Here is a 9,017-nt window from a genome sequence, read left to right on the forward strand (position 1 = left end):
GCAAGGGCACGCGAAATATGGCAGAAGAATACGAGATCGGACCCGATCCCAGCCTGCTGCTGGTCGATGACGACGAGGTCTTTCTGAACCGCCTGGCCCGAGCAATGGAAAAACGCGGCTTCGATGTGATCCGCGCCGCCTCGGTCGCCGAAGCCCGCGCCCTGCTGGCCGAGAAAGCCCCGGCCTATGCGGTGGTCGACCTGCGGCTCGAGGATGGCAACGGCCTGGACGTGGTGGATGCGCTGCGCGAGGCGCGGACGGATGCCCGCATCGTGGTGCTGACCGGATATGGCGCCATCGCCACGGCGGTGGCCGCGGTCAAGATGGGCGCGACGGATTATCTTTCCAAACCGGCGGATGCGGATGACGTGACCCGGGCCCTGCTGGCCCGCGGCGACACCCTGCCGCCGCCACCCGAAACGCCGATGTCGGCCGACCGGGTGCGCTGGGAACATATCCAGCGCGTCTATGAGCAATGCGACCGCAATGTCAGCGAAACGGCGCGCCGCCTGCATATGCATCGCCGCACCCTCCAGCGGATTTTGGCCAAACGCAGCCCGCGTTAATAATCTGGTTCTCAAAAACGATTGCATTTCGTTTTGGAATGCAAATATTGGGGCCATAACTGCCAAAACCCAGGGAAAGCCATAATGACCATCGACCTGGACGCGATGTCCCTTCGCGAACTGCGCGATCTGCGCAACAAGCTTGATCGCGCCATTTCCACCTTCGAGGATCGCCGCAAACGCGAGGCTTTGGCCGCAGCCGAAAGCGCCGTCCGCGAATTCGGCTTCAACTTGGCCGATCTGACGGTCGCCAAGCAGGGCCGCGGCAAGGTGGCGCCGAAATATGCCAATCCCGAGGATCCCTCGCTGACCTGGACCGGCCGCGGCCGCAAACCGCGCTGGGTCCAGGAGGCGCTGGATTCCGGCAAAAAGCTGGAAGAGCTGGAAATCTGATCGCTTGCCCCCGCATCCCGATGCGGGGGCTTGCATTTCCGGCGTCAGGATTTGCGATCCATTTCTTCAATTAGCGCGTTGAAGCGCGCCAGATAGGCATTGCGGGTTTCCAGCGGCGGCCGCAGCCGGATTTCCAGCCCCTGCAGCAATTCCGGTTCCGGCGCCGGAAACAGGCGATCCGCCTCGGCTCGCGAAAATCCGGCAATCTGAATGGCTTCCAGCCAGGCGGAAATCCGGTCGGCGCGCTTTATCGCCCGCCTTACCGCAACCGGCAGCTGCGCGGGCAATCCGAAACGGCGGTGGATCGCCGCCGCCAGCCGCGCGTCCATTTCCCCATATTCGCTGCCGATCGCCGCCTTGACCGGAGAGATCATGTCGCCGATCACATATTCCGGCGCGTCATGCAGCAGGGCCGCCAGACGCCAACGCGGTTCGCAATCAGGATCGGCGCGGGCATGGATCTGTTCCACCAGCAGCGAATGCTCGGCCACCGTATAGGCCCAGTCGCCGCGGGTCTGGCCGTTCCAGCGCGCGACGAAGGCCAGGCCATGGGCAATGTCGGCGATCTCGATATCCATCGGCGTGGGGTCCAGAAGATCCAGCCTCCGCCCCGACAGCATCCTTTGCCACGCGCGTTTCGCGGCTCTTGCCATATGGCGCCCCCATGCTCTCTGTGCCGGCGAGGCTAGCCGCGCGGTCGGACCGCGCCAACCGCGGATCGGAAAGGCGAAGGGCCCGCGGCATGGCGGCCGCGGGCCCGAAACCCGTCATCACGCAGAAGTGACCGCGTCAGGACAGCGGCTGGTCCGCGGGTTTTTCGGCCTGCATGCGGCGGGCGATCTCTTGCCGATACAGCGCCACGAAGTCGATCGGGTCCATGTTGAAGGGCGGGAAGCCGCCGTCGCGGGTCATGTCCGAGACGATGCGGCGCACGAAGGGGAACAGCATGCGCGGGCATTCGATCATCAGGAACGGGTGCAGCTGGTCCTCGGGCACGCCCTCGACATGGAAGATGCCGCCGTAATCCAGCTCGCACAGGAAGATCGGCGACTTGTCCTTGGAGTTGGTCGACTGCACGCGGAACTTGCTGATCACCTCGTACTGGTGCTCGGCCGGGCGCTTGCGGGCATCCAGGCTGACCTGGACGCTGATCTCGGGCTGCACCTCGCCGGCGCCCAGGCCCTTCTGCGCCACCGCGTTCTCGAAAGACAGGTCGCGGATGTATTGCGTCAGGACCTGCAGGCGGACCGGCTGTTGGGCGCCGTTCGGGGCCTCGGTCGCGGCCACGCCGTTGTTGTTCTCGTCGCTCATTGAGTTCTCCTCGGATCTGCCGGGGTTCTAGCACCCCGGCGCCGCACGCTCAATGCCGGGTCCAGCCCGAATCGCCGCGCCGCGGGCCACCCTCGGGGCCCTTCTGCGCGCTCTGGTCGGTCAGCCCCTCGCGCACCGGGGCGGGCGGGTCGTCCTGGACCGAATACTCGCCGTCGATCACACCTTCATCCCGCCAGCCGCGGCCGGGACGGAAACCCGCCGGATCGGCGCCGAATTCGGATTCGGCGCCATGGGTCTGGCGATAGCTGAACCCACTGCCCGAGACCCGCACCCGCGCCGCCATCTGCCGCAGGATCAGCGACCGCACCGCGGGGATCAGCAACAGCAGGCCGACCGCGCTGGTGAACAGGCCCGGCACCACCATCAGCAGACCGGCGATCATCACCAGCGCGCCATGCGCCATCGGCCGGCCGGGATCGCGGAATTCCTGCATGGCCCGCTGCAGGTCCAGCGCCGCCCGCGCGCCCTGATGGCGCATCACCGTCACCCCGGCCACCGCCGAGGCCAGCACCAGCGCAATCACCGGCAACACGCCGATCAGTCCGCCGACCTGGATGAACAGTGCGATCTCGACGATCGGCAGGATCACGAACGGCAACAACAGCCACATAAAGCCTTCCCCTCTGGCACGTTCTATTTCCGGCGCCAAACTGGACTTGGGCCGGCCCTCACCCTACATAAGCATTGGAAACCATCCTTACAAAGCTCGTTAGGTCCGTCGATGTCGAACCCCCTGCTGCAACTCCTCGTCCTGGGCGCGATCGCCGTGTTCCTGATCCTGCGCCTGCGCGGGGTGCTGGGCACCCGCGACGGGTTCGAGGCGCCGCGCATCCCCGAGGAACCGGCGCAACGCAGCCGCTTCGACGTGATCGACGGCACCGCCGAAGCCGGCGACAGCGACATCGCCGACCATGCCGAGCCGGGCAGCCCCACCGCCGCGGCGCTGGCCGAGATGAAACGGGTCGAGGCCGATTTCGCCGTGGGCCCGTTCCTGTCCGGCGCCAAATCCGCCTATGAGATGATCCTGATGGCCTTCGAGCGCGGCGACCTTTCCGAGGTGCGCGGCTTCCTGGCCCCGCCGGTGGCCGAGGCCTTCGAGTCGGTGATCGAGGACCGCAAGGCCCGCGGCCTGGTCACCGAGGCGCAGTTCCTAGGCACCCGCGAAACCGCGCTGGCCGGGGCCGAGTTCACCCCGGCCACCGGCATGGCCGAGCTTTCGGTCCGCTTCGTCGGCGAGATGATCGTCGCCACCCGCGACGCCCAGGGCAACGTGGTCGAGGGCGATCCCAAGGCGGCGCGCAAGCAGCGCGACACCTGGACCTTCGCCCGCCGCATGGGTCAGGACGACCCGAACTGGCAGCTCGTCGCCACGGCCTGAACCATGGCGCGCCGGCGGGGACTCTCGGCCGAGGACAAGGCCCTGTGGTCCCGCATCGCCGCGACCGCAGTGCCGATGCATCCGGCCCGCAAGCAGGCCGAACCGATCCCCGAACCCAAGCCGCTGAAAACCCCGGTCCCCGCCCCGCAGGTCACGCCGCCGCCGCCGTTGGCCGGCCTGCGCATCGGCGCCAAGCCGGGCGGCCCCGGATCGACCCGCATCGACCTGTCGCCGCCGCCGCGCGAGGCGCTGCATGCCCAACCCTTGCGCATGGATCACAAGACCCATCGCCAGATGACCCGCGGCAAGCTGGCGCCCGAGGCGCGGATCGACCTGCACGGCATGACGCTGGCCGTGGCGCAGCCGGTGCTGACCCGCTTTCTCCTGCAGGCCCGCGCCGACGGCCGGCGGCTGGTTCTGGTCATCACCGGCAAGGGGCGCGAGGGTGGGCCGGACGCGCCGCTGCCGGTCCGGCCCGGGGCGCTGCGCCACAACGTCCCGCATTGGCTGCATATGCCGCCCCTGAATGCCGTGGTGCTGCAGGTCCGCCCGGCGCATCGCCGCCATGGCGGCGAGGGCGCCTATTACATCTACCTGCGCCGTTAGAAGGCCGGCGAGATCACGATCTGCGCCGCGCGCTCGGCATGCAGCGCCGCGCGGGTCAGCGGCCCGACCCCGCCGCCCACATCCGAGGAAAACACGCTGTTCAGCTCCTGCGCCTGCGACAGGATGCGCAGCAGCGCCGGCGAGGTCGCGACGTTGAAATGCCCGGTGCCGTTGCTGAAGGCGCCGACATCGACCAGCGTCACCGGCAGGTCCGCCACCGGCCCGGCATCGGTCAGGCTGCCCAGCCGCACCGGCTCGGCCGAGATCAGCGCCGACAGGCTCAACGCCCGGTCCCGCCCCGAGGTGAAGATGACGAAGGGCTGCGGCAACCTGCCGATGGCCCGGACCTGACTGCGAAACACGCCGACGTCGATATCGGGCGACAGCAGCAGCACCGCGCCGATCCGGTCCAGCGTGCGCCGGTCGCCGGCGATGGCCATCTGGCGCAGGCTTTCCATCAGCAGCAGCGCGCCCATGGAATGCGCGACCAGGATCGCCTTGCCGCCGCCCGCCTCGGTGGCGATCTCGATGCTGCGTTTCAGCCCGTCGCGGGAATAGAGCACGCTGTCGCGATCCGCCGCATAGGCCAGCGGCTGCCCGCGCGACGGCCACGAGAAATGCAGCGGCACGCCGGGCAGGCTCAGGTCGCGCTCGATCTGGGCAAAGCGATAGAGACCCTCGGCGAAGGTGTTGTTGTAGCCATGCACGAACAGCACCACATCGCGATCGCCCGGCGGGCGGGCGGCGACGGCGCGGCGCAGATCGGCGCGGAAATCCTCGGGCCGGGCAAAGCGGGCATAATCCGAAACCAGGAAATCCCGCTGCGGATCGGGCGAGGCACCCTTGCGGGGATAGGTGATCGAGCCGGGCCGCCGTTCGGGCGGCACCGAGACATCGACGCGGCCGAAGCTCACCCCTTCCTGCCGACTGCCGCCGGGGGTGCGGTTGGTGGCGACATAGATGCGCTCGACATGGCCGGCGCGCGCCGCCTCGGGGGCAAGGGTGATCTCGCCGCGCGGCGCGCAGGCCGCCAGCAGCAGAAACAGCGAAAGAAAGATCCGCCCCGGCATGTCCCGCGTCCCGTTCTGGTCAGCGGGACCATGCCATCGCGCGCGGCGGCGGAAAAGCCCTCAGCCGTAAGTCGCCTTGGGCCCCGCGAACCACCAGATGATCAGCCCGACCACCGGCAGGATCGCCACCAGCGCGATCCAGATCAGCTTGGTGGTCGTGCTTTCATTGGTGTTGATGATCGAGGCGATGGCCCAGACATCAAGCGCGAAAATGATGATTCCAAAGATATAATTCATGGGCTCCCCCGTCCGTTTGCCTGCCGGCACAACGGGCGGAGGGGCCCCGCGGTTCCCTAGAGCACGTAGCGCGACAGATCGGCCGAACGCGACAGGTCGCCCAGGTGCTTTTCGACGAAAGCCGCATCCACCACCACCTCCTCGCCCGAGCGGTCGGGGGCGCTGAAGGACAGCTCCTCGAACACCCGCTCGATGACGGTATAAAGCCGCCGCGCGCCGATATTCTCGACCGAGCCGTTCACCTCGGCGGCGATGCGGGCCAGGGCGCGGATGCCGTCCTCGGTGAACTCGACCACGACCCCCTCGGTCGCCATCAGCGCGGTATATTGCCGGGTCAGGGCATTGTCGGTCTCGGTCAGGATGCGGACGAAATCCTCCTCGGTCAGGGCGCGCAGCTCGACGCGGATCGGCAGCCGGCCCTGCAGCTCGGGCAGCAGGTCCGAGGGCTTGGCGATATGGAACGCGCCCGAGGCGATGAACAGGATATGATCGGTCTTGACCGGGCCGTATTTGGTGCCGACGGTGGTGCCCTCGATCAGCGGCAGCAGGTCGCGCTGCACCCCCTCGCGCGAGACATCGCCGCCGCGGGCATCGGTGCGGGCGGCCACCTTGTCGATCTCGTCGATGAAGACGATGCCGCTTTCCTGCACCGCCTCCAGCGCGGCGGTCTTGACGGCCTCGTCGTCCAGAAGCTTGTCGGCCTCCTCGGCGATCAGCAGCTCATAGCTTTCCGCGACGCTGACCTTGCGCCGCACCCGGCGGCCGCCAAAGGCCTTCATCAGCCCCGACAGGTCCATCATGCCGCCGATGGCGCCGGGCTGGCCGGGAATCTCCATCATGCCCAGCGGATTGGAATTGTCCTGCACCTCCAGCTCGATCACCGTGTCGTCCAGCTCGCCGCGCTTGAGCTTGTCGCGGAACATCTCGCGGGTCTGTTCGCGCGCGCCCTCGCCGGCCAGGGCGGCGACGACCCGCTCCTCGGCGGATTTATGGGCGCGGGCCTTGACCTCCTCGCGCATGCGCTCGCGGGTCTCGATGACGGCGGCATCGGCCAGGTCGCGGATGATCTGTTCGACATCGCGGCCGACATAGCCGACCTCGGTGAACTTGGTCGCCTCGACCTTCAGGAAGGGGGCGCGGGCCAGCTTGGCCAGCCGGCGGCTGATCTCGGTCTTGCCGACGCCGGTCGGGCCGATCATCAGGATGTTCTTGGGATAGACTTCGTCGCGCAGGTCGTCGCCGAGCTGCCGGCGCCGCCAGCGGTTGCGCAGCGCCACGGCCACGGCGCGCTTCGCCTCCTTCTGCCCGATGATGAAACGATCCAGCTCGGACACGATTTCGCGCGGGGTCAGGTCACTCATGTTCTGCCTTTCTGTCGCGGGCACTGGCCGCAGCCTTGGTTCTTGCCCAAATGTTCCGGAGAACGCCGCCCATGCCCCGCCGAGGGACGGGTGCGGCGAGGGGCAGGGGCCCCGTCACCCCATGGCTTCAACGGTCAGGTTGCCGTTGGTGTAGACGCAGATATCCGCCGCGATCGCCATGGCCTTGCGTGCCACCGCCTCGGCATCCAGGTCGCTTTCCATCAGCCCGCGCGCCGCGGCCAAGGCGAAATTCCCGCCCGAGCCGATGGCGGCCACGTCATGCTCGGGCTCCAGCACGTCGCCGGCGCCGGTCACCACGAAGATCTCGCGCCCGTCGGTCACGATCAGCATCGCCTCGAGATTGCGCAGATACTTGTCCATGCGCCAGTCCTTGGCCAGCTCGACGCAGGCCCGGGCCAGTTGGCCGGGGGCCGCCTCGAGCTTCTTTTCCAGCCGCTCCAGCAGGGTGAAGGCATCGGCGGTCGAACCGGCGAAGCCCACCACCACGTCATGCCCGCCGGGGCTCAGCCGGCGCACCTTGCGCGCCGTGCCCTTCATCACCGTCTGGCCGACGCTGACCTGGCCGTCCCCGGCGACGACGACGCGGCCGCCGCGCCGTACCGCCAGGATCGTGGTGCCGTGCCAGCCGGGAAATCTCTCTTCGGACATGGTTCTCTCCGCTTTCCTCTGGCCCGTCAGATATGGGCCGGATCCCTGTTTCGCAACCCGACCCTTCGCGACCCGGCCTTTCGCAACCCGGCCGGCCCGGCTAGCCTGCCGGCATGAGCCATGCCCCGATCCTGCGCATCTATCTGGAGCCGCCGCTGCTGCGCACCGCGCGGACCGGCGGCGTCAACTTCCTGAACCTGCTGAGGTCCGCGGTCGAGGGCCGGGGCTGGCGGGTGGAATGGCAGGAAGCCGGGCCCGCGGCCCGCGCCGCCGCGCCCGGGCTGCCCGGCTATGCGCTGTTTCACATGCAGGCGCCCACGCATGGCCGGGCGCTGACCTTCCGCCGCGCCTATCATTACCCGTTCTGGCGCATCGAGGACACCCAGCAGCGCTGGCGCTTCGCCGTCGCCCTGAACCGCTTCGACCCCGCCGCGGTGGATGCCGCTCCGGCCCGCGACTTCGCCGCCAGGCTGCGCGCCCGGGTGCTGCCCGGCCCGGAACCCGGGCGGGGCGACACGGTGCTGGTGCCGCTGCAGGGCCATATCCGCCGCTGCCGCTCCTTCCAGACCATGAGCCCGGTCGCCATGCTGAAGGCGGTCGCCGCCACCGGCCGGCCGGTGGTCGCCACGCTGCATCCGAAAGAGAAATATGACGATGCCGACCACGCCGCCCTGGCCCGGCTGACGGCGCGCCACCCGAAGCTGCGGATCGGCGGCGACACGATGCGGCTTTTGCGCGACTGCGCCTTCGTCGCCACGCAGAACAGCGCCGTGGCCTTCGACGGCTACCTGCTGGGCAAGCCGGCGGTGCTGTTCGGGCAGATCGACTTCCACCATATCGGGCTGAACGTGGCCGAACTGGGCGCCGAGGCGGCGCTGGCCCGCGCCGAAAGCCATGCCCCGGATTTCGCGCGCTACCTGTGGTGGTTCCTTCAGGAACAGGCCATCAACACCACCCGGCCCGAGGCGCCCGGCCGCATCCTTGCGGCCCTGCGAAGGGGCGGCTGGCCGATCTGACCAACCGCGCCCCGACGCGCAATCAGATCGAGTCGTCGATCCACGCTTTCAGCGCCGCCTTGGGCGCGGCGCCGATCTTGTTCGAGACCACCTGGCCGTCCTTGAACAGGAACAGCGCCGGGATGCCGCGTACGCCAAGCGCGGCGGGGCTTTCCGGGTTCTCGTCCACATTGACCTTCACGATCTTGACGCGGCCTTCGTATTCGGCGGCCAGCTCCTCAAGCGAGGGGCCGATCTGGCGGCAGGGTCCGCACCATTCGGCCCAGAAATCCACCACGACTGGGGTCGGGGACTGGCGGACTTCGCTGTCGAAATCGGCGTCGGAAACGGCTTGGGTGTTGGCCATGGGGCTCTCCTGCGATGTGCCGGCGGGCACCGGCGGGGCGTAT

General features: G+C 68.4%; 13 protein-coding genes. 5 read left to right on the forward strand and 8 right to left on the reverse strand.

All coding sequences use genetic code 11. From position 1 onward, the window contains the following. Nucleotides 1–17 precede the first annotated feature (17 nt). Nucleotides 18–566 (forward strand): ActR/PrrA/RegA family redox response regulator transcription factor, encoded by a 549-nt coding sequence (locus NBE95_RS04060; protein ID WP_289894596.1) that lies wholly within the window; start codon nucleotides 18–20, stop codon nucleotides 564–566. 84 nt (nucleotides 567–650) lie between these two features. Then, nucleotides 651–959 carry an H-NS histone family protein gene (locus NBE95_RS04065; RefSeq protein WP_289894597.1) on the forward strand — a complete coding sequence of 103 codons (309 nt, stop codon included), beginning with the start codon at nucleotides 651–653 and terminating at the stop codon, nucleotides 957–959. A gap of 44 nt (nucleotides 960–1,003) precedes the next feature. Here the strand turns inward: NBE95_RS04065 and NBE95_RS04070 are convergent, their stop codons facing one another. The 3 genes from NBE95_RS04070 to NBE95_RS04080 all read right to left on the reverse strand — a co-directional run bounded on the left by NBE95_RS04070 (nucleotide 1,004) and on the right by NBE95_RS04080 (nucleotide 2,901). Continuing rightward, nucleotides 1,004–1,612, reverse strand: a complete 609-nt coding sequence (locus tag NBE95_RS04070; RefSeq protein WP_289894598.1) for an HD family hydrolase — start codon at nucleotides 1,610–1,612, stop codon at nucleotides 1,004–1,006. 136 nt (nucleotides 1,613–1,748) lie between these two features. Continuing rightward, complete coding sequence (gene secB / locus NBE95_RS04075) at nucleotides 1,749–2,270, reverse strand: protein-export chaperone SecB (RefSeq protein ID WP_289894599.1); 522 nt, start codon at nucleotides 2,268–2,270, stop codon at nucleotides 1,749–1,751. 49 nt (nucleotides 2,271–2,319) lie between these two features. Beyond that, nucleotides 2,320–2,901: an FxsA family protein gene (locus tag NBE95_RS04080; RefSeq protein WP_289894600.1), complete on the reverse strand. Its 582-nt coding sequence runs from the start codon at nucleotides 2,899–2,901 to the stop codon at nucleotides 2,320–2,322. Nucleotides 2,902–3,012: 111 nt separating this feature from the next. Here NBE95_RS04080 and NBE95_RS04085 point away from each other — a divergent pair, with 111 nt between their 5' ends. Next, entirely contained in the window at nucleotides 3,013–3,669 is a 657-nt protein-coding gene (locus NBE95_RS04085) for a Tim44/TimA family putative adaptor protein (protein ID WP_289894601.1), read from the forward strand. A 3-nt stretch (nucleotides 3,670–3,672) separates the two neighbouring features. Then, the gene (locus tag NBE95_RS04090; RefSeq protein WP_289894602.1) at nucleotides 3,673–4,275 is read left to right on the forward strand and encodes a Smr/MutS family protein; all 603 of its coding nucleotides are present in this window, start codon (nucleotides 3,673–3,675) and stop codon (nucleotides 4,273–4,275) included. Here NBE95_RS04090 and NBE95_RS04095 read toward each other — a convergent pair. From NBE95_RS04095 to hslV, 4 genes are all read right to left on the reverse strand, one after another. Next, nucleotides 4,272–5,345, reverse strand: a complete 1,074-nt coding sequence (locus NBE95_RS04095) for an alpha/beta fold hydrolase (RefSeq protein WP_289894603.1) — start codon at nucleotides 5,343–5,345, stop codon at nucleotides 4,272–4,274. The two genes, NBE95_RS04090 and NBE95_RS04095, sit on opposite strands and share 4 nt — an antisense overlap. A 60-nt stretch (nucleotides 5,346–5,405) precedes the next feature. Beyond that, nucleotides 5,406–5,582, reverse strand: coding sequence for a PLD nuclease N-terminal domain-containing protein (locus NBE95_RS04100; protein ID WP_019351746.1), 177 nt, complete (start codon nucleotides 5,580–5,582; stop codon nucleotides 5,406–5,408). A gap of 56 nt (nucleotides 5,583–5,638) precedes the next feature. Beyond that, nucleotides 5,639–6,943, reverse strand: coding sequence for an ATP-dependent protease ATPase subunit HslU (hslU, locus tag NBE95_RS04105; protein WP_289894604.1), 1,305 nt, complete (start codon nucleotides 6,941–6,943; stop codon nucleotides 5,639–5,641). 114 nt (nucleotides 6,944–7,057) lie between these two features. Next, nucleotides 7,058–7,612, reverse strand: a complete 555-nt coding sequence (gene hslV, locus NBE95_RS04110) for an ATP-dependent protease subunit HslV (RefSeq protein ID WP_289894605.1) — start codon at nucleotides 7,610–7,612, stop codon at nucleotides 7,058–7,060. Between the two features lie 113 nt (nucleotides 7,613–7,725). Here hslV and NBE95_RS04115 point away from each other — a divergent pair, with 113 nt between their 5' ends. Next, nucleotides 7,726–8,628 (forward strand): hypothetical protein, encoded by a 903-nt coding sequence (locus tag NBE95_RS04115; protein WP_289894606.1) that lies wholly within the window; start codon nucleotides 7,726–7,728, stop codon nucleotides 8,626–8,628. A gap of 22 nt (nucleotides 8,629–8,650) precedes the next feature. On the opposite strand, the gene trxA is transcribed toward NBE95_RS04115, so the two are convergent. Further along, nucleotides 8,651–8,974, reverse strand: a complete 324-nt coding sequence (trxA, locus tag NBE95_RS04120) for a thioredoxin (protein ID WP_199259637.1) — start codon at nucleotides 8,972–8,974, stop codon at nucleotides 8,651–8,653. Nucleotides 8,975–9,017 lie beyond the last annotated feature (43 nt).

It is taken from the genome of Paracoccus sp. TOH, assembly GCF_030388245.1.
Classification (GTDB): domain Bacteria; phylum Pseudomonadota; class Alphaproteobacteria; order Rhodobacterales; family Rhodobacteraceae; genus Paracoccus; species Paracoccus simplex.